Source organism: Lentilactobacillus parabuchneri DSM 5707 = NBRC 107865 (assembly GCF_001435315.1).
Classification (GTDB): Bacteria; Bacillota; Bacilli; order Lactobacillales; family Lactobacillaceae; genus Lentilactobacillus; species Lentilactobacillus parabuchneri.
In genome coordinates, this window is the sequence record NZ_AZGK01000011.1 from 26,063 (window position 1) to 48,272 (window position 22,210).

The 22,210-nt window shown below is 45.2% G+C and carries 21 protein-coding genes and 1 riboswitch; of the genes, 8 read left to right on the top strand and 13 right to left on the bottom strand.

Annotated features, from left to right (window positions below):
* Window positions 1-357: 357 nt before the first annotated feature.
* The 3 genes from FC51_RS09320 (at window position 358) to FC51_RS09330 (ending at window position 6,511) form a co-directional block, all read left to right on the top strand.
* Window positions 358-2,757 carry a phosphoketolase family protein gene (locus tag FC51_RS09320; RefSeq protein WP_057910633.1) on the top strand — a complete coding sequence of 800 codons (2,400 nt, stop codon included), beginning with the start codon at window positions 358-360 and terminating at the stop codon, window positions 2,755-2,757.
* A gap of 121 nt (window positions 2,758-2,878) precedes the next feature.
* Window positions 2,879-3,637 (top strand): hypothetical protein, encoded by a 759-nt coding sequence (locus FC51_RS09325; RefSeq protein WP_057910632.1) that lies wholly within the window; start codon window positions 2,879-2,881, stop codon window positions 3,635-3,637.
* Window positions 3,638-3,790: 153 nt separating this feature from the next.
* Window positions 3,791-6,511 carry an HAD-IC family P-type ATPase gene (locus FC51_RS09330; RefSeq protein WP_057911271.1) on the top strand — a complete coding sequence of 907 codons (2,721 nt, stop codon included), beginning with the start codon at window positions 3,791-3,793 and terminating at the stop codon, window positions 6,509-6,511.
* 213 nt (window positions 6,512-6,724) lie between these two features.
* On the opposite strand, the gene FC51_RS09335 is transcribed toward FC51_RS09330, so the two are convergent.
* The 7 genes from FC51_RS09335 to FC51_RS09365 all read right to left on the bottom strand — a co-directional run bounded on the left by FC51_RS09335 (window position 6,725) and on the right by FC51_RS09365 (window position 13,167).
* Complete coding sequence (locus FC51_RS09335) at window positions 6,725-8,161, bottom strand: MFS transporter (RefSeq protein WP_057910630.1); 1,437 nt, start codon at window positions 8,159-8,161, stop codon at window positions 6,725-6,727.
* A gap of 352 nt (window positions 8,162-8,513) precedes the next feature.
* Window positions 8,514-8,843 (bottom strand): hypothetical protein, encoded by a 330-nt coding sequence (locus FC51_RS09340; protein WP_057910629.1) that lies wholly within the window; start codon window positions 8,841-8,843, stop codon window positions 8,514-8,516.
* Window positions 8,844-8,911: 68 nt separating this feature from the next.
* The gene (locus FC51_RS09345; protein ID WP_057910628.1) at window positions 8,912-9,982 is read right to left on the bottom strand and encodes an ABC transporter substrate-binding protein; all 1,071 of its coding nucleotides are present in this window, start codon (window positions 9,980-9,982) and stop codon (window positions 8,912-8,914) included.
* On the bottom strand, window positions 9,979-10,800 hold the full coding sequence (locus tag FC51_RS09350) for an ABC transporter permease (protein WP_057910627.1): 822 nt from the start codon (window positions 10,798-10,800) through the stop codon (window positions 9,979-9,981). The genes FC51_RS09345 and FC51_RS09350 overlap by 4 nt, the downstream gene beginning before the upstream one ends.
* Complete coding sequence (locus tag FC51_RS09355) at window positions 10,800-11,609, bottom strand: ABC transporter permease (RefSeq protein WP_057910626.1); 810 nt, start codon at window positions 11,607-11,609, stop codon at window positions 10,800-10,802. The genes FC51_RS09350 and FC51_RS09355 overlap by 1 nt, the downstream gene beginning before the upstream one ends.
* An 11-nt stretch (window positions 11,610-11,620) precedes the next feature.
* Entirely contained in the window at window positions 11,621-12,709 is a 1,089-nt protein-coding gene (locus FC51_RS09360) for an ABC transporter ATP-binding protein (protein WP_057910625.1), read from the bottom strand.
* Window positions 12,710-12,795: 86 nt separating this feature from the next.
* Window positions 12,796-13,167: a hypothetical protein gene (locus FC51_RS09365; RefSeq protein ID WP_057910624.1), complete on the bottom strand. Its 372-nt coding sequence runs from the start codon at window positions 13,165-13,167 to the stop codon at window positions 12,796-12,798.
* Window positions 13,168-13,248: 81 nt separating this feature from the next.
* On the opposite strand from FC51_RS09365, the gene FC51_RS09370 reads away from it, so the two are divergent.
* The 4 genes from FC51_RS09370 to FC51_RS09385 all read left to right on the top strand — a co-directional run bounded on the left by FC51_RS09370 (window position 13,249) and on the right by FC51_RS09385 (window position 16,430).
* Window positions 13,249-14,232, top strand: a complete 984-nt coding sequence (locus FC51_RS09370) for an asparaginase (protein ID WP_269466396.1) — start codon at window positions 13,249-13,251, stop codon at window positions 14,230-14,232.
* Window positions 14,233-14,659: 427 nt separating this feature from the next.
* Window positions 14,660-15,823: a hypothetical protein gene (locus tag FC51_RS09375; protein ID WP_057910622.1), complete on the top strand. Its 1,164-nt coding sequence runs from the start codon at window positions 14,660-14,662 to the stop codon at window positions 15,821-15,823.
* Between the two features lie 11 nt (window positions 15,824-15,834).
* The gene (locus FC51_RS09380) at window positions 15,835-16,200 is read left to right on the top strand and encodes a hypothetical protein (RefSeq protein ID WP_225355085.1); all 366 of its coding nucleotides are present in this window, start codon (window positions 15,835-15,837) and stop codon (window positions 16,198-16,200) included.
* Between the two features lie 5 nt (window positions 16,201-16,205).
* The gene (locus FC51_RS09385) at window positions 16,206-16,430 is read left to right on the top strand and encodes a zinc ribbon domain-containing protein (protein ID WP_057910621.1); all 225 of its coding nucleotides are present in this window, start codon (window positions 16,206-16,208) and stop codon (window positions 16,428-16,430) included.
* Window positions 16,431-16,709: 279 nt separating this feature from the next.
* Here FC51_RS09385 and FC51_RS09390 read toward each other — a convergent pair whose 3' ends face one another.
* The 5 genes from FC51_RS09390 to FC51_RS09410 form a co-directional block, all read right to left on the bottom strand.
* On the bottom strand, window positions 16,710-16,895 hold the full coding sequence (locus FC51_RS09390) for an LBP_cg2779 family protein (protein WP_225362376.1): 186 nt from the start codon (window positions 16,893-16,895) through the stop codon (window positions 16,710-16,712).
* Between the two features lie 76 nt (window positions 16,896-16,971).
* Window positions 16,972-17,286: a hypothetical protein gene (locus tag FC51_RS09395; RefSeq protein ID WP_057911272.1), complete on the bottom strand. Its 315-nt coding sequence runs from the start codon at window positions 17,284-17,286 to the stop codon at window positions 16,972-16,974.
* 78 nt (window positions 17,287-17,364) lie between these two features.
* The gene (locus FC51_RS09400) at window positions 17,365-18,018 is read right to left on the bottom strand and encodes an energy-coupling factor transporter transmembrane component T family protein (protein ID WP_057910618.1); all 654 of its coding nucleotides are present in this window, start codon (window positions 18,016-18,018) and stop codon (window positions 17,365-17,367) included.
* Complete coding sequence (locus tag FC51_RS09405) at window positions 18,015-19,445, bottom strand: ABC transporter ATP-binding protein (RefSeq protein WP_057910617.1); 1,431 nt, start codon at window positions 19,443-19,445, stop codon at window positions 18,015-18,017. The genes FC51_RS09400 and FC51_RS09405 overlap by 4 nt, the downstream gene beginning before the upstream one ends.
* Before the next feature lie 18 nt (window positions 19,446-19,463).
* A complete protein-coding gene (locus FC51_RS09410) occupies window positions 19,464-20,054 on the bottom strand; it encodes an ECF transporter S component (RefSeq protein WP_057910616.1) in 591 nt (196 codons plus the stop codon).
* 139 nt (window positions 20,055-20,193) lie between these two features.
* Window positions 20,194-20,283, bottom strand: a riboswitch (TPP riboswitch).
* Window positions 20,284-20,388: 105 nt separating this feature from the next.
* On the opposite strand from FC51_RS09410, the gene FC51_RS09415 reads away from it, so the two are divergent.
* Window positions 20,389-21,195, top strand: coding sequence for a Cof-type HAD-IIB family hydrolase (locus FC51_RS09415; protein WP_057910615.1), 807 nt, complete (start codon window positions 20,389-20,391; stop codon window positions 21,193-21,195).
* Here FC51_RS09415 and FC51_RS09420 read toward each other — a convergent pair.
* Window positions 21,187-22,122, bottom strand: a complete 936-nt coding sequence (locus FC51_RS09420) for a linear amide C-N hydrolase (protein WP_057910614.1) — start codon at window positions 22,120-22,122, stop codon at window positions 21,187-21,189. The two genes, FC51_RS09415 and FC51_RS09420, sit on opposite strands and share 9 nt — an antisense overlap.
* Window positions 22,123-22,210: the final 88 nt, after the last annotated feature.

The following is a 22,210-nucleotide window of genomic DNA, read 5'->3' on the forward strand; positions in this document are numbered from 1 at the left end:
ATTATTAGTGTGACTTATACGGCCGGAAGCTGCTTGATAGTCTACAATTTGGCTAGGTAATTTAAAAGCATAAGGAAAAACGAGGGGCTGTCGCAAAAGTAATATTTTGCCAACAGCCCCTTTGAATTTTGAATGTTATGTAGCGGACAAATGTGCGCCAAAAGTTAGGAATAACAAGATAATGTCTATAAAAATACTTATTAATATAAATTTTATCTATATTAAAATAAATTTTCTGAATGCTTAAATCATTGAAATACCAACTAGTTAGGCATACAATATGGTTGTAATTTAAATTTGGACCGGTCCAATAATTAAATTGGTGTTTGCTTACTGAAAACTCAGGAGGTTATGAATATGACGAACTTCGATTCCGATGAATATCTGCAAAAGGTCAACTTGTACTGGAACACCGCCAACTACTTATCCGTGGGACAATTATTCCTGCGGGACAACCCGTTACTCAAACGTGATTTGGTTGCCGACGACGTGAAGGTTAAGCCAATCGGCCACTGGGGTACGATTGCTTCACAAAACTTTATGTACGCCCATTTAAACCGGGTCATCAAGAAGTACAACCTGAACATGTTCTACATTGAAGGTTCCGGCCACGGTGGTCAAGTCATGGTATCCAACTCATACATTGACGGCAGCTACAGTGAAATCTATCCAAAGATTGCCCAAAATGAGACTGGACTTCAACGCCTTTTCAAACAATTTTCATTCCCAGGCGGCGTTGCTTCCCATGCCGCTCCAGAGACTCCTGGTTCAATGCATGAAGGTGGCGAGTTGGGGTACTCAATCGCGCATGGAACCGGCGCTATTTTAGACAACCCCGATGTGATTGCCGCAATTGAAATTGGGGATGGTGAAGCCGAAACAGGTCCCTTGGCTGCGTCATGGTTCTCAAATAAATTCATCAATCCAATTCACGATGGGGCCATTTTGCCAATGCTGAATTTGAACGGTTTTAAGATCTCAAATCCAACTATCCTATCTCGGATGAGCGATGCGGACTTGACGAACTACTTTGAAGGGATGGGCTGGAAGCCTTACTTTGTCGAAACCAACGGCGAACCTGACGACTATTCCCGAGTTCACCATGAAATGGCCAAAACGATGGACGCGATCGTAACCGAAATCAAGCAGATTCAAAAACATGCCCGTGATAATAACGATGACACCCTGCCGCAATGGCCAATGCTGGTACTGCGTTCGCCAAAAGGCTGGACAGGTCCGAAGTTTGATTTGGATGGCAACCCAATTGCCGGTTCATTCCGTGCTCACCAGGTACCAATTCCTGTCAGTGCCGGCCAAATGGACCACAAAGACTTATTGATTAATTGGTTGAAGTCATATCAACCAGAAAAACTGTTTAATCCTAATGGATCAATTAAAGCCGAAATCAAATCAATGGCACCAAAGGGCAATCAACGAATGGCGATGAACCCAATCGTAAATGGTGGGATTAACCCGAAGAAATTGGATATGCCGGATCCAAAGGACTTTGCCTTAAAGATTGATAAGCCTGGTGATACAGAAGCTCAAGATACCGAAATTTTGTCGAACTTCTATACTGAAATCATGAAGCGCAATGCCAACTCATTTAGAGCTTTTGGCCCCGATGAAACCAAATCCAACAAGTTTTTCTCAATGTTGGATTACGGCAAACGCCAATGGGAAGAACCCATTAAAAGTCCAAATGATGAAAATATGGCTCCAGTTGGCCGTGTGATTGACTCACAGCTTTCTGAACACCAGGCAGAAGGCTGGCTTGAAGGATACATCTTAAGTGGCCGTCACGGGTTCTTTGCCTCATATGAAGCATTTACCCGGGTGATTGACTCAATGCTCACACAGCATTATAAATGGCTGAGAAAGGCATCTGAACAGTCATGGCGTCATGACTACCCGTCATTGAACATTATGAACGTTTCCCACGCTTTCCAACAGGATCATAACGGCTATACGCATCAAGATCCAGGGATGCTTGGACATCTGGCAGAAAAGGGTCACGAACTTGTGAATGAATACGTCCCAGCAGACGCCAATTCATTGTTGGCAGTGATGAATACCGCGCTTCAAACACGCGAGAAAATCAACTTGATTGTCGCTTCCAAACACCCACGGCCACAATGGTTCTCAATGGATGAAGCCACTTCTTTGGTGAACAAGGGCTTAGGCATTATTCCTTGGGCGTCAAATGACGAGGGTGACCCGGACGTGATCTTTGCGACTGCCGGTACCGAAGCGACCATGGAAAGCTTGGCCGCAATCGACCTGCTTCACGAGGCCTTTCCCAAGCTGAAGGTACGATTTATCAACGTCATTGATATTCTGCGCTTGCGCCCAAGTAATGAAGACCAAGACAGCCGCGGGTTGACCCAAGCGGAATTCGACCGTTATTTCACGACCGACAAGCCGGTAATCTTTGCCTTCCATGGCTTTGAAAACACCTTCCGTGGGTTGGTTTATAACCGTCATAATCACAACATCAGCTTCCACGGTTACCGCGAAAATGGGGATATCACAACACCATTTGATATGCGGGTTCTAAACGAACTGGACCGTTATCACTTAGCAAAAGACGCGATTTCCAGAACCTCATTTGCGGATCAAGCCGATGACTTTGAAGCCAAAATGGACGCGATGCTCCAAAAGCACCACGATTACATTCGTCAATACGGCACTGATATTCCAGAAGTTCAAAATTGGAAGTGGTCAGGCAATTTAACCAACAAGCTTACAACTGAATAAGCACCATTCTTCTTCGATTGAAAATAAGTTCATGACGCCTTAAAAATGAGGAGTGATGGGCTTTTTTTCGTGGATTAATGATATGATGGGTTAAATAATAATATCTGAAGGGGTAAACAACATGAAGTTTGACGTTGAAATCAATCAGGAAACGACGACCATTCACCTGCCGAATCAGCAAGGGGTGATCGTGATTGGAAATGAGCCTGATAAATCAGGACGTGGCGTCCAATTGTTTTTAAAAGCCGGTCAATTAGCTGCGGTGTCTACAGAAACCAGTCAAATTGACCATGACCAGGTCATCACAATCAAGCCTGACTGGGACTTGGAGGCTGATTACTTGGATAAAAGCTTAACCGAGTATGCGGTGGCAAACGGCTTACTGAAGGGCGAAGCGCCCACAATTAAAATTCCGACCAACCAGCGGGCGACTGTTGAGGATTTCCGGGATCTGGTGCTAAAAATCTTAACTGGATTGGGATTTCGATTGGCGTTTTTACAAGCCCCCAAACACAGTGGCAAACCCCGTCACCGCTTTTCCAAACAAGTGAGTCAAATCGCGTTTAGCGTTGATCACGATGGCGCCACGGCAACTGTTTATTGGCAAAAGCGAAATGAAATGCTGGTCAAGGCGGGTGCAAGGTTGAAACCCAAGCCCGAGTTGAACAAAGACGGCTCATTAGGCTTTTCGGCAAAATTTGCTGAAAGGTTGCGTTCTGAACATGCGGATGATATTCAGGACTTCGTGACAACCCGAGACATTGTGTTAAAGAGCGTCAACGAGGTTGGCCTCTTCTTGTACTTTGGTGGCATCAACGGCTGGCTGGTATTAAAGGATGAGGCTGGAAAATCAATTAACGACTGGACAATCGTAAAATAATGAAGACGATTGGTCATTTTTTTGGTGGTCCATTTTTGTGACAAATATTAAATTCGTCATCCAAGGTTTTTTGTTTACCAAAAAGTAAGCGAATTATATTATAATATTCTTAACAACAATCTTATTTTCATAAAAGGAAAGGTGATACATTTAATGGCAGACAATATGAACGAGGTTCCTCCCGATCAAAAGTTGTGGCAAAGCAGTACTGATGAGTTGGTGAAGAAGTACCACACCGACGCGGAAGATGGGATAAGTGAACAAGAGGCAGCGAAACGATTGGCTCAAGATGGCTACAATGAATTAACGGCCAAAAAGAAGAGCAAGCTGCTGCAGTTTTTACTTCAGTTTAACAACAGCATCATTTACATCTTGATTGCTGCTGCCGTCATTACGCTGTTTATGCACCATTATTCAGACTCAGCGGTTATTGGGATCGTTATTATTGCCAACGCATTTATTGGATTTTTCCAAGAAATGCAGGCTGACAATGCATTAAGCAAAATCAAGGAGTTATTGGTTAGTCAAAACTACGTTATCCGTGATGGGCACAAGATTGAAGTGCCCGCCCGCGAATTAGTCGTTGGTGACTTGGTTAATTTGGAAGCGGGAGATGCCGTACCAGCCGATTTAAGACTCATTTCTGCGGATAATATGAGGGCCCAAGAGTCGACGCTGACCGGTGAAAGTAATTCGGTCGAGAAGACGGAAGATCCGATCGACAAGGATTCAGTTCCGCTTGCTGAACGTTCCAACATGGCGTTTGCCTCAACTGCCATTACCCAAGGTTCTGGTGTTGGAATCGTTATTGCAACTGGTGAAGAGACGCAAATTGGTCAAATTCAACAGAGTGTGGCCGAGGTTAAATCTCAAGTCACGCCGTTGATGAAGAACCTCAATAAATTGGGGGTTAACTTATCACTGTTTATCGTGGCGATTGCGATTTTACTGTTTGTCCTGGGCTTGTATACCAAGATCTACAGCCTACCAACCTTAACGATTGCGATTATCACAATGGTGGTGGGGTCTATTCCTGAAGGACTGCCGGCTTCAACATCGGTGGTTCTGGCGCGTGGTGTTCAAGTCATGACCAAGAAGGGCGCGATCGTCAAGACTCTGCCAGCGGTTGAAACACTGGGAGCCGTGGACATTGTTGATACCGACAAGACAGGAACCTTAACCAAAAATGAAATGACCGTCACAGACGTCATCACTGACGAACATCATTACCAAGTTACTGGAATTGGTTTTGTGGACGGCGATAAAGGTGTTGATGGGGATGTGTTGCTGGATGGCCAGAAGTATGATTGGCAAAACGACCAACATTTCCGTGACCTGGTGGATATTGCCGGGACCACCACTGATGCTGAGCTCGTCCAAACCGACGGTGAATGGCAGTTAAACGGTGAGCCAACTGATGGCGCGCTCACCACTTTGTTTCATAAGCTGATTGGGCGCGAACCTGAAGTCGATGAGGTCGATACCTTACCATTTGATTCGGCCTATCGGTATAGTGCCCGGTTGATTAAAGAAGCCGGCCATAATGAGTTGATGGTTAAGGGTGCGCCAGGAACCATCTTTGATATGGCCAAACAAACCAATCCGGCGTTTGACGACAAGACTTGGTATGCCCGAGTCGCAGAATTAACCGAACAAGGTTTGCGGGTTGTGGCTTTGGGCTACAAAGAAGTCCCGGCTGACGTGTCCGAAATTAATCAGGACCAAATTGCTGACGGCATCAAATTAAGTGGGGTTGTTGGAATCATTGATCCACCACGTGAAGAAGTGATTCCATCGATTCAAAGTCTGCGTCGAGCAGGTGTGAAGGTTAACATGATTACCGGAGATCACCCCGACACGGCTACCGCAATCGCTCGTAAGTTGGATCTGGATGAAAGCATTCATGCGATTACCGGCCCCGAAGTTGATGAAATGTCTGATGAAGAGTTGGTTAAAAACATTGGTCGTTATAACGTGTTTGCAAGAACGACGCCAGCCAACAAGCTGCGAATTGTGAAGGCCCAACAGGCGAACCATAAGATCGTTGCGATGACTGGTGACGGGGTTAACGATGCCGCGGCCTTAAAGCAGGCCAACATCGGAATTGCGATGGGAATCAAAGGAACCGCGGTTGCCAAGGAAGCAGCTGATATGGTACTGGTGAATGACAGCTTTACAACCATCGTTGACGCGGTAGCTGAAGGTCGACACGTTTTTGATAATATTCAAAAGACGATTCGGTTCCTCTTGCCAACTAGTTTCGCTGAAGGGCTGGTTGTCTTGCTGAGTATGATTATGGGCCAGGAATTACCACTCTTCCCAACCCAGTTGCTGTGGATTAACACGGTTTCAGCGTTAACCATTCAGTTTGCGTTTATCTTTGAACCGGCCGAAGAATCAATTATGATTCGTGGTCCACGGGACGTTAGAAAAGGGATCTTAGGTAAGATGGATGTCTTTGAAATCACGTACGTATCCATCCTGATCGCTGCGCTTGGAATCTTCACCTTTGACCGGTTTGTTGATTCGGGTGTCTTGACCGCAGTTCTTGGAAGTACTATGGCGGTTAATATCATTATCTTCGGAAAGATTTTCTACTTGTTCAACATTCGAAATTCCTACCCAATTATTTCCAAACACTTTTTTGAAAATAAGATGGCGTTTATCATCATTGGGATTTTGCTTGTCTTGCAGGCAGCAATGTTCTACATTCCGTTTATGCAGGATGTCTTCCACACTGGCAGCATCAACTTCTTCTATGGCTGGGTTGTGCCAACCATTGCAGGGTTTATTGTGCTGGTGGTTACCGAGATTATCAAGTTGGGAAGAATTGAGTACCGACGGAAAAAAGGAAAAGCAACGACAATTAAATAATTGTAAAAATGAGAGTGAGACAAGAGGCGTTTTGATCCCAGAATTTAAGCCCATCAAGCGATTATTCCTGGTTTTGGAATGATTGATTGATGGGCTTAAATGGCCGGGATCAGCCGATTGCCGCACGTTTCAGCTAGATAGTATAAAATCGCTAAACAAGAGGCTGGGTCAAAAGTTGATACTTTTGTTCCAGCCTCATATTTTTAACAAAAATTACTTCAAATCACCCGGCTTAACTGCCCGGCCCTGCATGATCGACAGTATCCAAGCACCGATGATAATGATCAGCGATACCGCAAAAGCGACGTGCATCCCAAAGATGAAGACTTCTGGTTGGGCGGGCAAATAATTGGTCACGTGAAAGCCTGCTTTAACACTCATCGCGATGAACAGGGCGCTGGTGGAAAGGGCAGTTCCTGAAATCATGCCGACGTTTCGAGCCAGCGCATTTAAGCTGCCGGCACTTCCGAGAGAGTCCTTAGGCACGACTGACATGACAATATCGCTATTTGGCGACTGAAACAGGCCGGTACCAACCGCCATAATGATGGTGATGATCACGTACACCCAGATTGGGCTGGGTAGCGTTAAGAAGATATAGAGCGTTTGGGCGATCGCCACGATTAACAGGCCAACGGTGGCGACACGGGCTGGTGAAAAATGATCGGCCAACCAACCACCAAACGGGCCGGCAAAAACCATGATGACTGGGAAAATAATTAAAAGTGCCCCAGCTTGTCCAGCACTCAGTTTCAATGCATCTTCGAGGTAGAAGGGGATGATGACCACCGTAAAAAAGTTTGATAAAAAGATTAATACGGCGGCACCAAGGCCAAAGGTAAAGGGTTTGATTTTAAACAGGGAAAGCGGCATCAACGGGTTTTGAGCTCGTTTTTCAATGCGGAAGAACTCCCATAGCGCCACAAGCCCAATGGCAAATAAAATCAGTGGCACTGGTTTGCCATACCCAATTTCTTGGCCGATGAAAACGCCCAAGAAGATCCCGACAATTGTCAACGCAAAGCTGGCAAATCCTTGCCAGTCGATGGTTCCAGGGACAGTTTGATAAGCTTTTGGCATGACAATTGCGCCCAGGATGACGGCAATAATGCCAATTGGCAGGTTGACCCAGAAGATATATCCCCAGGATAAACGTGATAAAATCAACCCACCAAGTCCGGGACCGGCGATCGCCCCCAGCGCGACAAATGTACCGACAAATCCCATGGCCCGGCCACGCTCTTTAATGCCAAAGGTTGAAGTGGTGATCCCGTAGGTGTTGGAAAGTGTCATCGCAGCGCCAGTCCCTTGGATAAAGCGGCCAACCAAAAGAAACGGGAAATTAATCTGCAGTCCAGACAAAAATGAGCCAAGTAAAAAGACGATGGTGCCAATCCGAAAGACCTTGATCTTACCGTAGATATCACCTAATTTACCAAATAATAGCAATAACGATGTGAGCACAATCAGGTATGAAGACACGACCCATTCGATTTGGTTCATTGGCACGTTCAGTTGTTTGGCCATAATTGGCATGGCAATGTTGACAATGCTGGAATCCAGATTTGACATGAAGGCAAACATGCCAATGGATACGAGAATCCACCAGCCGTTTTTTTGAGTGGTAGATTGGGAAGACGGATTGTTCATTTTTGTCCCTTCTTTCTGAAATAGACATAGGTTTCAATAATTCTATTATCACGCAAACTTACAAAAAGTAGGTAAGATGTGCTCGCAAGAAGTGCAAAAATAAGCCATTATCCAGGGAATGCTTTCTCTGGATAATGGCTTGTTTTTTGTTCCGGGCTCACCCGGGTCTTGTCGTGTTCAAGGTCCTTTTTACCTAGAAAACATGCTCCGACGACCGCAAACGAAGTGCAGCGTCTGGCCTACTTGGCGACGACACAGACGCTAATTTCTAAGTGTACTTTAACCAAATCCCGAAAACAGGGATTTGGTCAAAGTACACTTAGAAACCGCGTCTCCCGGGTCTCGTCGCACTCTAATCCGTTCTCCATCTTTCAAAGAAGTCCGTGTGCTTTCCCAAGTACTCGATTGCTTCTTGAGCCAACTGGTCGCCTTGCTTTTCCGCTTCTTCCGCGTCCAAGTTTAAGGCATCTCTTAGATAGCCTCTGCCAATGTTAACAAATTTATTTTTTCGACCAAATCCTTGATCGTGGAACAAGTCGTCCCACTTTGTGATATCTTCTTTTGCTGTGTTATAAACCAACTCGGAGAGATTCTGATTCGGATCCAAGAGGGTTGCTGCGTATGTGACGATAAATTCGTCCATATCGATGATGATTTCTTGTCGCATGTTTTTCTTTGCCATTGTTATATTCACCTCATTATCAGTTTAATGCATTTTAGGGATAAAGACCAATTAAGAATGCGTAACGCCTAATGATGCATTTTGAATTCCAAATACAAATCATTATACTCCTGAACCTTTTCCGGACTTAAATTACTGTACACCTGCAGCCGGTCAATGACTTGTTGAGTCGGGTAGAACTGTCGGTCATTTCGGATTGACTTCGGTAAAAGTCGCAACGCGTGTGTATTCGGGGTCGAATAACCAATGTATTCCGCATTTTGGGCAGCGTTTTCCGGCTTATTCATAAAATTCAAGAACGCGTAGATTGCTTTGAAATGTTTGGCCGTCTTTGGGATGACCAAATTATCGAACCACATGTTACTGCCTTCAGTCGGGACGACGTAGTGCAAATGAGAATTTTGAGACATCATTTCCGATGCTTCACCCGACCAATCAACGGCGATGGGGGCTTCTCCTTCTGCCATATACATCTTGATTTCGTCGGCAACCACGGCCTTAACGTTTGGCGACAGGCGATTGAGCTTATTCTTAGCCTTAATGAGTTCAGCTGAGTTGGTGGTGTTCACGGATTGACCGATTGAAATCAGTGAGAATCCCAAAATATCTCGAGCCGAATCAATCAGCATAATATCGTTGCGGTATTTCTTGTCCCACAGTTGATTCCAGTGCGCCAAGGATCCCGGCTTAACAAATTGGTCATTATAAATAATGCCTAAAGTTCCCCAAAAATAAGGAATTGAGTATTTATTATGCGGATCAAAACTTTTGTTTAGAAATGATTGACCATAATTGTTCATGCCGGTTAACCGTGATTTATCCAGTGGAATCAACATGTGATCGGCCTTCATTTTTTCAACCATGTAGTCACTGGGAACCGTCAAATCATAGCTGGTGCCGCCCTGCTTGATCTTGGTATACATTGCCTCGTTGCTGTCGAAGGTTTCGACGTTAACGTGATAACCAGTTTCTTTTTGGAACTTCGTCAAAAGGGATGGGTCGATGTAATCCCCCCAATTGTAGAGGTTGAGGACCTTGTTGCCGGTATCCCCGGTAGATTTGGTGAGTTGATTGCTTCCATAAGCCAGACCGGCACACAAGGCCAAAATAGCGACTAAAGCTGCGATAAATTTTTTCATCGGTCAGTCACCTCCACAATGTTCTTCTTGCCGCCAGTCCCCGTGTTGTGGGTTTCAATCAGGTAATATACCCCGACCAAAATCAGCGAGAAGATGAACATGATGCCGGCTAACGCGTTGATTTCCAAACTAATTCCCTGGCGGGCGCGTGAGTAAATTTCAACTGACAGCGTCGTAAAGCCATTGCCGGTCACAAAGAAGGTGACGGCGAAATCGTCCAACGAGTAGGTGATTGCCATGAAAAAGCCGGCAATAATGCCCGGTTGGATGTAAGGCAGGATAATTTTACTGAGAATCTGCGACGGACTGGCGCCGAGGTCCATTGCCGCGTTGGTCATTGAAGGACTCATGTCATCCAATCTGGGTAAGACCAGCAATAACACAATCGGAATTTCAAAGGCGATGTGACTCAACAAAACCGACCAGAATCCCAGTGGTAATTTGAGTGCGGTAAAGAAAATCAGAAAGCTGGCACCGATGATAACATCGGGGGAAACCAATAGAATGCTGTTAAGGGAGAGTAACGTCTCTCGTTCATGGCGGCGTTTTGCGTTGTGGACCGCTAAGGCACCCATAGTTCCGACGATGGTCGAGCAAACCGATGAGAGAAGGGCAATCAAGATGGTATTCAAGAAGATCGCCAGCATCCGTTTGTCGTTAAACAATTCGCCGTAATGCTTCAGTGAAAAGCCTTGAAAATTGGTCATGGTGGTTCCCTTACTGAATGAATAAAGGATCAAATAAACGATTGGAATATACAATAGCAAAAACACAATCGTGATATAAATTTTACCGGTTCGGGAGGCCTTTTCTTCCATTATGCACGCCTCCTTTTTCGCTTGGTGTTAGTCAAAAGCATGACAATGACCATCGAAATAATTAAGACCACGCCAATTGTGGACCCCATGCCCCAGTTCATCGTGGTTAAGAAATGCTCTTCAACGGCAGTTCCGAGGGTGATAACCTTGTTACCACCGATCAAACGCGACAACATGAAGAGCGACAGTGAAGGGATGAAGACGATTTGGATGCCTGATTTGATTCCCGGCATCGTCATGGGGATAATGACCTTGGTCAACGTTTGCCATTTAGTAGCGCCCAAATCTCGACTGGCACGGATGTACGAATCGCTGATATCCGTCAATGAATTATAGATGGGAAGAATCATAAACGGAATTTGGATATAAGCGGCAACCAAAATGAAGCTGGCGTCGGTGAACAGCATGTGCTGGGCGGGGATGCCGACCAATTGAAATAAATAATTGACCAGCCCGTCACGACTCAACAGCCCAATAAAGGCATAGGCTTTCAGCAGTAAATTGATCCAAGTGGGCAAAATCACCAGAAGGATCCATAAATCGCGGTGTTTGAGTTTGCTAATCACCAATGCCATCGGGTAGCTGATCAAAATGGCGAACAGGGTGATCAAAAACGCGTAAAGCACTGAATTGGCGGTCATCGTCAGGTAAGTCCCAGAGGTGAAAAATTCTTGATAGTTCCCTAGCGTAAACTCGTGATGAATGTTAAAGAATGAATAATAGAAGATCAGGGCAACCGGCGCGATGACAAACATGGCCAGCCATAAAATGTAGGGCGTGAAAAACAACGCGCGAAAATTCTTCTTCATCGTCGTTCCCCCTATTCTTCGTAACTTTCAAGCCGGTGATTAAACTTGGCTTCAGTCTCGTTGTAACGCATGATATGCATGTCGTTAGGGCCAAATGCCAAGCCGACAATCGCGTCATCGGTGCTGGCGTTGGTGGAGTGAATCAGCCATTCGTTGCCAGCCTGATCGTAAGCCAAAATTTCGTAGTAGTCGCCACGGAACAACTGAGTATCAACTTTAACTTGAAGTTTGCCCTTTTCCGGAGTGGTGATCACCAAATCTTCGGGGCGGATAACGACTTCAACGGGTTCGTTGGGCTTCATACCGGCATCGGCACATTCAAATTGGTGCCCCAAAAAGGCGACTTGGTAATCGGCGACCATTTTGCCGGGGATGATGTTACTTTCACCAATGAAGTCAGCAACGAAGTGGTTAATTGGCTCATCGTAAATATCGACGGGCGACCCCTTTTGGAGGATTTCACCCTTGTTCATGACGAAGATCTCGTCACTCATGGCCAGGGCTTCTTCTTGATCATGAGTCACAAATAAAAAGGTGATCCCGAGGTTTTGCTGGAGCTCACGTAATTCGTATTGCATGTCCTTACGTAACTTGGCGTCTAAGGCCGATAAAGGCTCGTCTAAGAGCAAAACCTTTGGCTGGTTAACAATTGCCCTGGCAATCGCAATTCGCTGCTGCTGGCCACCAGAAAGCTCGCTAATTTCCCGGTTAACGTATTGTTCGAGCTGAACCATTTGAAGCGCAGCGTGAACCCGTGTCTCAATCTCGTCTTTGCTGACATTTTGAACAACCAAGCCAAAGGCGACGTTATCGAAGACGTTCATGTTTGGAAAGAGGGCGTAGTCTTGAAACACCGTGTTCAGCGGTCGTTTGTTGGCTGGAATGTCGTTAATTTTCTTGCCGTCAAACAAGACTTGGCCGGACGTGACTTCCGTGAAGCCGGCGATAGATTGGAGGATGGTTGTTTTCCCGCAGCCGGAAGGGCCAAGCAGGGTGTAAAATTCGCCTTCCTGTAATGTGAAGCTGATGTTTTTAAGAGCGGTAAAGCCGTCGTCATATTTTTTATAGACGTTTTTTAATTCAACAATGGTTTTGCTCAACGGACTTCCTCCTAATATGATTGAATATTTTAATTATACAGATTGATTGCACGCGGCCACAAGGAAATTGACTAGACAGTCGGCGATTAATGTCTGGATGACCGGTGGCCGGAACTGCCGTTCATTTTATGGACGTGGCGCTTAAATTTCGGGAGTGCGTCATCACCAACAAATTGGAAGTTTTTCATCTTGCCGTTAAATGGGTTACCGGCCAATCGAACTTTGAGCCAGCGTTCCATGACGGCAATCATTGAATTGATCGATTCAATTCGGGCAGGGACATTTTCACTTTGAGCGGCCTGCATGATGTCGGTTTTTAAACGGTTCACCAAATTCTGATGGTAGTCCACGAGTTCTTGGGTGATTGGTGCGTCTTTGTATTTATTAAACAGTTTTTCGATTTGTCGCATGGCGTCTTTTGAATCCCGCGGCGTGTAGTATCTGTCGGAATTTGGCATATCTGTGACTTCTTTCTTGATTGATAGTTATTCATGTTCCATTTTACGGTACAATGGTATAGATTAACAGGTTGATGGAGGATGAAATTAATGAAAACAATTCTAGCAATTCACACGGGCGGGACAATTTCGATGTCTCAAAATGAAAAGGGCGAAGTGGTTCCGAATGATGAAAACCCAATCGCCGAAGAACAGGTCATTTTAAAGGGCCAAATTAACTTGATTACCGATGAAATGTTTAACCTGCCATCCCCTCATGTCACGCCGGAAGTGATGTTAAAAATTAAGCAGCGGATTATGAAAGCCATTGATGATGGTGTTGACGGCGTCGTGATTACCCATGGAACCGATACACTGGAAGAAACGGCGTACTTTTTGGATTTAACGTTGCCGAACACGATTCCGGTGGTGGTGACCGGGGCGATGCGGTCGTCAAATGAAATCGGCTCGGATGGGTTGTACAATTTCAGAAACGCGATTCTGGTGGCTGCCACCGATGAATCCTACGGTAAGGGCGCGTTGGTCGTCATGAATGATGAGATCCATACAGCCAGGTTTGTGACCAAAACCCATACCACTAACGTCGCAACCTTTAGAACGCCGACTTTTGGACCAATTGGCATTGTAACGCAAAACAAGGCAAAATACTTCCAGGAATTAATCCAGACGGAAGTTTGTGATATTAATAAGGTTGTGGAAGGCGTTTATCTCATCAAGGCCTATGCAGGAATGGATGGTGCACTGTTTGATGCAGTTAACAATCCAAGCACCAAGGGATTAGTGATTGAAGGACTGGGAGCGGGAAATGTGCCGCCGCAGACACTGCCGGCAATTCAAAGACTGATTGACAATGATATTCCGATCGTGTTGGTCTCGAGATGTTATAACGGTGTCGCCCAGGATATTTATGATTATGAGGGCGGCGGAATCCAACTCAAAAAGATGGGCACAATTCTGTGTCAGGGCTTGAATGGCCAAAAGGCGCGGATTAAGCTTTTAGTCGGATTGAGTGATAATATGGTCGGAGATGAGTTAAGGGAATTTATGAGTAATGCAATATCGTAGAGTGCGACGAGCAACGGGTGAGACGGTTTCTAAGATAACTTTGATTGAAGCCCTGCTTTTGGGGCTTCGATTAAAGTTATCTTAGAAGTTAGTCTCAGTTGCGTCGGAGCGCGTTTCCACTAGGTAATAGGGGAACAGCTAGTTATCGGATTAAGCGGAGGAAGTTGGTTCGCGGAGCACATTTTTTCGTAGAGTGCGACGAGCAACGTTTTGACACGCCAAGTAGGCTAGGCGGTTTCACAGCCGTCGGAGAGCTAAGGTCCCTCTAATTGAAATCCTGGTTTTGGATTTTAATTAGAGGGTCTTAGATCGCAGTGTCAGTTGCGTCGTCCACAGGACTAGACGCTGCACTTCGTTTGCGGTCGTCGGAGCACGTTTAGACTACCTTGCCCCCTAAAAGAATCCCACCCAAGAAAGAAGTGACACCTTGAAAACTCTATACGACAAGCTGCGTACCGCCCAAATCGACGAGCAGCTGATTAATGCATTTCAAAACGACAGTGACATCGTTTATACCGGTGTCATCCAATTTTTAAGCAGTCAAGATTTTATCATGTTGACGTATAACGACTATGGCATTCAAGACGGCGAAGTCTATCTCAAGATTTCTTCGGTTAAATCGGTTGAAACTGACAGTTATGATTTAGCCAATATGCAGCAGCGAATCGAGTTTGACGAAAAACATCATCTGAATTCCCAGCCGGCTTTTGACCTTCCGATTAAGATGAGTGATTCGCTGTTTGACCGCGTCATTCAGACGTTACTGACAAACAAGCGGGTTTCGTTGATTATCACCGAGCAGGCTGGCAAGTTGAAGTACAATGAGGGCTTGATTAGCGATGTCCAAGAAGATGGGTTGACGTTTACCAACATTAACAAATTTGATTTTTCCAAGCGGCCAATTTTTAATATTAAATTTGACGATATTCGCGGAATTGAATTTGGCGGAACGGAACTCCAGCTTCTTCAAAACGTGCTCGACATGGTCAAGCCGGAAAATCACGTTGAAAATGAAATTATTTCAGATCCCGACCAGTTTCGCAGTGAGGTGGACCACTTACGCCGAAGTGGCGACTGGGTGGTGATCGATACCAACGATGACCGTAAATACTTCTATGTTGGCCAAATCATTTCCAGTAATCCAAAGGAACTGGTGATGATGGTGGTTGACATGAATGGCCGATTTGGCGGATACGTCTGGATTCGGTATGATGATATTGCCAGGATCATTACGGATTCTGATTACCTGCGTGTGATTGCCAAATTTGTTAAAGCAAATAAGGACAGCAAGCACTTCTCGTTACCGGTGCTGAACGCCGATCGGGCATTTGATAATGCTGATAATATTTTGATTTACATCGTGACTCAATCGATCCAATATCAAAAGCTGATCCGGTTTGAAACCGCCGACGAGGACAATTTTGTCGGTTATCCAACCTCAATTAATTTAAAAACCGGGGTCTTAAACGTAGAATTGTTGGATGTCGATGATGATGGGGAGCTTCCGATTAAGCAGGTTGGAATTGAAAATATCCGTGAGATGGCTTTTGACTATTTCAAAGCATTTCTGACGGAAAATGAAATTGATTAGGGGTGAATGTTGTGGCAAAAAAGAAGGGCTTTAGATTACCAAAATGGTTGGTTAATACCCTCCAGATGACAATTCTGGTGGCAATTTTGATGGCTGTTTATAATTTTCTTGGTCCCATGGTCTTTAAAAACGGCAGTTATTTCCCGTGGTGGACGTTTCCGTACTCGGTCGTCGGTGCATTATTCTTAATCGGGGGCTGGAATTTCTTGTCCCACCGGATGAATATCATGCATAACCAAATTGTGGCGGAAGATGAAGCCAAAAAGAAGCGGGCTGAACAGATTCGTCAAGCTAATGCCGTAAAGGAACAAGCTGAAGCAGAAAAACGACGTGAACGAAATGCCAATCGTAACAAAGGCAAGCAACAATCGAGGTAAGCAAAATGGCAGAGCAGGAATTTTCATTTTGTCCGTATTGTGGTGCGAAGTTAAATCCCGAGGACGTCGTTTGTCCAAATTGTGGCAAGAAACTGCCAAAGAAGGATGAGGACGTCAAACCCAATAAGACGTGGGCGGCATTAAGCCATCTGTTCGGTAATCCCTATAAAGAGGGGATGAGCAGGTATCGGGCGGAAAAAGCGGCAGAAAAGCACAAAAAGAAGGACTGAAGCGATTTTTTCGTTTCGGTCCTTCTTTTGGGTTTGTGTCATGATTGAGTTGAATGTCGCGGTGCCTTGTGTTGTGGGCGACGCCCCTTGGTGATAGTTTTGTGGTTCATTTTACTTGGTTGCAACGTGCTCCGACGACCGTAAACGAAGTGCAGCGTCTAGTCCTGTGGACGACGCAACTGAGACTAACTTCTAAGATAACTTTAATCGAAGCCCCAAAAGCAGGGCTTCAATCAAAGTTATCTTAGAAACCGTCTCACCCGTTGCTCGTCGCACTCTTTATCTTACAAACTGCTCTATCGTTCTTTTCTCATCCGGTGTTGGATCCGATTCCATTGATTTTATATTGTGGAGGCGTTCGACTGAGATATGCAAATTAAAAGCGAGTGCAGTATCCGGCATGTCGTTCTTCTTTTGATAATTAATAATTTCTTCAGCTAAAGTACTAAATTGTTCTGCCATCATAATCTCCTCCATCAAAATTCGTGTTTCTGACGTCTACATAACTTTATTATACCAATAATTGACAGATTGACACATGTTAACGATGCTTTAGCCCATATTCCATTAACGCCATGGCGATTAACGCGATGATGACGGCCACCCAGATCTTATTTGTTTGGATGTAAAAATAATATAATAAGCCTAATCCAACGACGAGTTGACCGCAGTACCGCTCCAAACGGTTGGGCAGCGACAAAAATGCCAATCCAATCGCTAAAATGATGCTGCCAATCAGGACAACCTGGGAACTATCCATTGAGCCGAACTGCGTCACCAGACCATATATGTCAACAATCACCCCGACCACCAGTGCAAAAATACCAAATGCAAACGCAAATTGATTTACCCGCATAAAAAAACGCCTTCTTCCAACTTTAACTTTCTCTAATTTGATTATAAAGCAAAAAAGAAAATGTTGGAATATCAGCGCTTAGTATCTGAGAAAGTATAAGAGGGCTTGCACAATCACCAGCAGGCCGACAAACAAAATCCAATCCATTGCCGTGATGCGAATAACCTTGTAGTGGGTACGAGCCTGATCCTCGACAAATCCGTGTGAGGTCATAGCTTCCGCCAAGTTCTGCGACCACTGAATTGAGGATAAAATCGACTTGAAGTACAGCTTTGGTGACCAGAAGTGCAGGGCTTGGCCACGCATCAAGGCCGACGTTTTGATAATCCGAATCTCTTCGGTGATCTTTGGCATCAGATTAAAGGCTGCCAACACACCGTAGGCAAATTTTGCCGGCAAGCGGAAGTCCTGCTCCAACGTTAATGATAGGTCGGTAATACTACTGGTTAACGTGAACGTTGCTCCCAAAAAGACGTAGGCATAGATCCGGGTAAACAGGATCCAGGCAAAGTGGATACCGGCGCTCCCATACAGCCATTGGGAAACAAACAGGCCCAGTGCTGGGAAGAGTGGCCAAAACAGCAAGCCAAACAGGGCTTTCATGTGCACCCGTTGCAATAAGATATAAATCAAACTGACGCCGATTAGAATAATGTTGACGGTCAGGCTCTGGGTAAACGAAATTTCCAGCGCAATGATCATTACAAGTAATAATTTCATTCCAGGATTCATTTGATAACCTCCTGGTAAGCCAGATTTTGGTCCTTAAAGGTTGCGTGATAGTCCACAAGCTCATCCAACCCGGATAACTGGTGAGAAATCACGATTTGAGTTTGGTAGAATTGACTTTTAGCCCGGTTCAAGAAGCCGACCACCGTCTCAAGTGAGCGGTAATCCAGACCCTTAAACGGCTCATCCATCAACAAAACCGGTGGGTTCATGATCAACATTTCGATAATCTGCAGCTTCTTTTTCTGACCTTCACTCAAAGAATAAACGATGCGATCGTCTTTGCCGTCCATGTCCAGTTGTTTGAGCATGTCGTCCACATCTTCTTGGGTATAATCGGTGTTTGTGCGGTTGGTCAGCGACAAGTCAATTTCTTCTTTGACGGTGATGTTGAGAAATTGATTTTCTGCATCTTGAAACAGTAAGGTGACGTTCTTGGCGTACGGCAGCGGCCGAATTTTCTTAATATCCTTGCCATCAAACGTGATCGTACCATCGTAAGGCAGCAGCTTGGTTAACGCGTTAAACAACGTCGACTTGCCGATCCCATTGGCACCGGTAATCAAAGTTGTCTTCTGTTTGTAGAAGTGGAAGTTTCCCAGTGTTAACAAATCCGTTCCGTGAGGCGCTAATTTGAAATCACTCAGATGAATGATGGCGTTGGCGTCGCCACTTGGAATTGGAACTTGCTTGTTGATGGTTTGGGTAGATTCGAAATTCTTGAAGAAGTGTTCTGCCTGCTCATCGTCCAATAAACTGATGTGGTGGGAATCCGGGTCCAAGTAATAGAATTCATCGATCAAATCACGGTAGCTGGTTAAATCATGGTCGGCCAAAATGATGGTTTTGCCATGTTTTTCCTGCAAAATCTTGAGTTTGTCGATCAGGTCTGCTCTTGAGTCGGGATCAATGCTGGCAAATGGTTCGTCCAGCACAATGACTTGCGGATCCATGGCCACGATACAGGCCAATGCGACCCGTTGTTTTTCACCACCGGATAACGTGTTAATCACTCGGCCGCGAAGCTGTTTGATGCCACAAAAATCCAACGCCCGGGTAATAATATCGTCCATTGTGGCTGGTTCAAGCCGTAAGTTTTCCAAGACAAAGGTCATTTCGTGAATCACCGTGTCCATGGCAAATTGTTGGTTGGGGTTTTGAAACATCATTGCAACCGACTGACTGACCTTTGACCTGGGAATGTCTTTGATGTCGGTATCCCCAAATTTGATACTGCCAGTGGCGTCGATACCGATAAACCTTGGATAAAGGCCAGCGATGAAGTACAGCAAAGTCGATTTCCCGCTGCCGGACGGGCCGGACAGCAGGGAGAAATGGTGGCTCTTGAATGTTAAATTAATGTCGTTTAAGACTTTCACGTCGCTTTCTGGATAATGAAAAGTGAAGTGGTTAATCGAAACGTCAGTCATGATTAAAACCTCGATAGCTTATAAGTTGATTGCTTTACTACGATCCAAGAGCTTGACGATCATCTTGGTTAAGACACCGCCGAAGATGAAGGTTGAAATGTAACGGGTGATGAATAAGGCTAAGAGCAATGGCAAGCCGAATTTGTTATAGCCGTTCTTGATCATATCCCAGGCAAACGTAATGACAACGGTTGTAAAGATTGAGGCGTTTAGGCCAAGCCAGTCGTAACGTTTGTAGCCGGTGAGCGCGAAACCAAGTTCGGAACCAATTCCTTGAACCAAGCCGGAAATAAAGGCGCCTGCACCCCATTGACCACCGAGAAATACTTCAACGGCAGCCCCTAAGAATTCACCAAGAAATGCCGAACCAAACGTTCTGATGATAAATCCAGTTAATGGACCAGCCATGCACCAAAGGCCCATCAGCAAATCATTTGCGAATGGCGCCATTCCAATTGGGGTCAGGGCAACGGTCAGGGCAGTGTAAAGAAATCCTGCTCCCCAAAAAATAATACCGGTAAAAATAGCAATTAAAGCGATTAAAATAATGTTTCGAAGCGTCCATTGGCTTTGCTTTTTGCCGCCGGAAACTTGACTCTTGTTATCCATAACAAGACCTCCAAATAAGATTTGACCAATCGATTCTTGACCAGGAAGTCCTTAGCTGAGCATACAAAAAGGCCAGGCACAAAACTATGATGTTTTGCCCTGGCCTCAAAAAGTCATCTAATTGCAATTTATCCATCTAAATACAACGGAACATGCTCCCTTCGCTGGTATTGTCCAGATCAGGTTCGATGGGTTTTTCTCAGCCAAGTAGGCACCCCAGATAGTTGTATGATCAAATTTAGTATACAAGATATAAAATTAATTTACAAACGAAACGAGACCTTTACAATAATAGTGTAACGATTATCGACATAAAAATTGAGGAGGAACAACTGTGGTAAAAGTGATTGCAAGTGACATGGATGGGACATTTTTGGATGATAACGGTGCCTTTGATGCCGATCAATTTCAAACACAACTGGATCGACTGGGGGAAAAGGGGATGCACTTCATTTCCGCCAGCAGTAATCAGTATCAGCACCTATTAGGCTTATTTAAGGACGTTTCCGGCCCAATTTCGTACGTTTGTAACAACGGTGCATTAGTTATCGATGAGCGTGGCGTGATTATTCACGAAGAAATCATCGACCATTTGGTATTGAAAAAAGCCTTGGATTGGATTTTGACCGAGCCCAGTTTTGCCGGCGCCGAGGTGATTTTGGTCGGCAGAAACGGCACTTACTGTAACCTGCCCAGTGAGTCCGACCGCTTTGTTGCGTCTAAATATTTCTATGAGAATATGCAATCAATGGCCGATTTACGGCTCGTATTTGATTCGATTTATAAGATTGACATCACTTGGGAAGAGGGCGGTGTCATCAAACTCCAAGATGAATTTAACCATCAATTTAGTGGCAGATTGAACGCCATTTCTTCCGGGATGAACGGGTTGGATATCATGGTTGACGGGACCGATAAATTGACTGGCGTTGAGATGTTACTTGACAGCTGGAATTTGAGCTGGGCCGATGTCGCCGCATTTGGTGACAACGACAACGATTTTGAAATGATTAATGCCGCTGGAGACGGTTATGCCATGAAAAATTCGGCGCCGGAGTTACTGCAAAAAGTTGAAAACACGACTGAATATTCCAATAATGACCAAGGGGTCCAGCAAAAGATTAATGACTATTTAAATTAAAAATCGGTTGGCGCTTGGGTAACGGGAGAGGAGATCCGGCAGCGAAAAGCTGAAGACCTGATCAGAGTCGTGGTATCTGAAGTAATACGTCTGGTCGCTTGAATCGAGGACCGAGATGTAGTGGGTGTAGTTAAAGTTCGGGTGGTCGTCCATGGACGGCTTGTAAGGAATTGACACGTCATCGAGGACATTAAATAATCGGTTGCGCGCTTCGAATTGGGTCCGGCTTTCCTGAGCGCCAAGCTTGTTGACCGCAGCCACCAGGAATCGGGTAGTTGGCGTGTTGGTGGCTTTAGGCAGGTCTTGGCTCATGATAATTTCCTGGGATTTGGTCGCTAAGGCATTTTCGTTAGTGACACCAAGCGTTTTTTCCAGGCGAGCCATGTGTTCCGGATAGGTTGGCGAATTGGTCATCACACCAATTGAATCAGAAATGACTTCCAAGCCGTCAACAGTCGGCTCGATGATCAGTGTTTGGCCGGATTTGTCGGTCAAAATCCAATGAAACGCAAAGACCTCCTCGCCGGCCATCCAGTATTTCCCGATGATGACAATGTTGTCGAGGTCTTCTTTGACTTCATCAAGGGAGGCGTGTTCGCCCAGCACCCATGGTAGGAAGTCTTGGGGCGTTAGATTTAATTTGTCGTTAACTGGATCATCCAGGTAATGGGCCTTGAGTGGAAACATCAATTCGGCACAGCTAAGTCCCTGGGTGTTGACGCCGTCTGCGACCAAGATGTTGTCAGTCCCCTCAGTGCGGCCGCCACCAATATAAGGATATTTGATGGGACGGGTCCCAGATAAAGCGGTTACATAAGATGGCTGGTTAATTAAAACCGGCTTCCATGCCGCTTTGACTGGAAAGTCCATGGTCCGTGCTAAAAGAACGTGTTCGTTTAAAGTTTGCAGCGTTAAGCTGGTGCACATTGTGGTCACCTCGTGATTGATTGTCTGGTTATCAAGATACGACTCAAATATAACACGAATTTGCGGGTGTATGAGGAGAAATGCTGTG

Excerpts from the sequence above, each read along its gene's own strand:
- FC51_RS09420 (WP_057910614.1), bottom strand. The coding sequence starts at position 22,122 with ATGTGCACCAGCTTAACGCTGCAAACTTTAAACGAACACGTTCTTTTA.
- FC51_RS09390 (WP_225362376.1), bottom strand. The coding sequence starts at position 16,895 with ATGATGGCAGAACAATTTAGTACTTTAGCTGAAGAAATTATTAATTAT.
- FC51_RS09330 (WP_057911271.1), top strand. The coding sequence starts at position 3,791 with ATGGCAGACAATATGAACGAGGTTCCTCCCGATCAAAAGTTGTGGCAA.
- FC51_RS09320 (WP_057910633.1), top strand. The coding sequence starts at position 358 with ATGACGAACTTCGATTCCGATGAATATCTGCAAAAGGTCAACTTGTAC.
- FC51_RS09340 (WP_057910629.1), bottom strand. The coding sequence starts at position 8,843 with ATGGCAAAGAAAAACATGCGACAAGAAATCATCATCGATATGGACGAA.
- FC51_RS09365 (WP_057910624.1), bottom strand. The coding sequence starts at position 13,167 with ATGCCAAATTCCGACAGATACTACACGCCGCGGGATTCAAAAGACGCC.
- FC51_RS09395 (WP_057911272.1), bottom strand. The coding sequence starts at position 17,286 with ATGCGGGTAAATCAATTTGCGTTTGCATTTGGTATTTTTGCACTGGTG.
- FC51_RS09325 (WP_057910632.1), top strand. The coding sequence starts at position 2,879 with ATGAAGTTTGACGTTGAAATCAATCAGGAAACGACGACCATTCACCTG.
- FC51_RS09345 (WP_057910628.1), bottom strand. The coding sequence starts at position 9,982 with ATGAAAAAATTTATCGCAGCTTTAGTCGCTATTTTGGCCTTGTGTGCC.
- FC51_RS09385 (WP_057910621.1), top strand. The coding sequence starts at position 16,206 with ATGGCAGAGCAGGAATTTTCATTTTGTCCGTATTGTGGTGCGAAGTTA.
- FC51_RS09355 (WP_057910626.1), bottom strand. The coding sequence starts at position 11,609 with ATGAAGAAGAATTTTCGCGCGTTGTTTTTCACGCCCTACATTTTATGG.
- FC51_RS09410 (WP_057910616.1), bottom strand. The coding sequence starts at position 20,054 with ATGGATAACAAGAGTCAAGTTTCCGGCGGCAAAAAGCAAAGCCAATGG.
- FC51_RS09370 (WP_269466396.1), top strand. The coding sequence starts at position 13,249 with ATGAAATTAATGAAAACAATTCTAGCAATTCACACGGGCGGGACAATT.
- FC51_RS09350 (WP_057910627.1), bottom strand. The coding sequence starts at position 10,800 with ATGGAAGAAAAGGCCTCCCGAACCGGTAAAATTTATATCACGATTGTG.
- FC51_RS09405 (WP_057910617.1), bottom strand. The coding sequence starts at position 19,445 with ATGACTGACGTTTCGATTAACCACTTCACTTTTCATTATCCAGAAAGC.
- FC51_RS09335 (WP_057910630.1), bottom strand. The coding sequence starts at position 8,161 with ATGAACAATCCGTCTTCCCAATCTACCACTCAAAAAAACGGCTGGTGG.
- FC51_RS09400 (WP_057910618.1), bottom strand. The coding sequence starts at position 18,018 with ATGAATCCTGGAATGAAATTATTACTTGTAATGATCATTGCGCTGGAA.